We start from the raw sequence: 268 nt of genomic DNA on the forward strand, positions 1-268 counted from the left end.
ACCGTAAGCAGTACAAATGAACTAGTCCAAAGTTTTTTATTGATTGGGAAGAAGTTGTGCCATGCAAGGGCTACCATTATCAACACCGATCCAATGATCATAAGCTTAGAGATAGTTTCATAAGTATTGCCCTTGCGCCTGATGAAATCTCCTGCAAGGTATCCTGCTATAACATTAACTATTGCTGGCAAAGTGCTTAGGAAGCCCTCAGGATCGAAAGCAATACCCTCACCGTGATAGAGGTGGCTTTCACCGAACAATAGTAGAT

At 42.2% G+C, this 268-nt stretch carries 1 pseudogene; it reads right to left on the reverse strand.

Annotated elements, in window-relative coordinates:
- A pseudogene (locus KK062_RS30350) lies at positions 1–268 on the reverse strand (DUF5009 domain-containing protein); the annotation flags it as partial.

This window comes from Dawidia cretensis, from assembly GCF_018598175.1.
Lineage (GTDB): Bacteria > Bacteroidota > Bacteroidia > Cytophagales > Cyclobacteriaceae > Ohtaekwangia > Ohtaekwangia cretensis.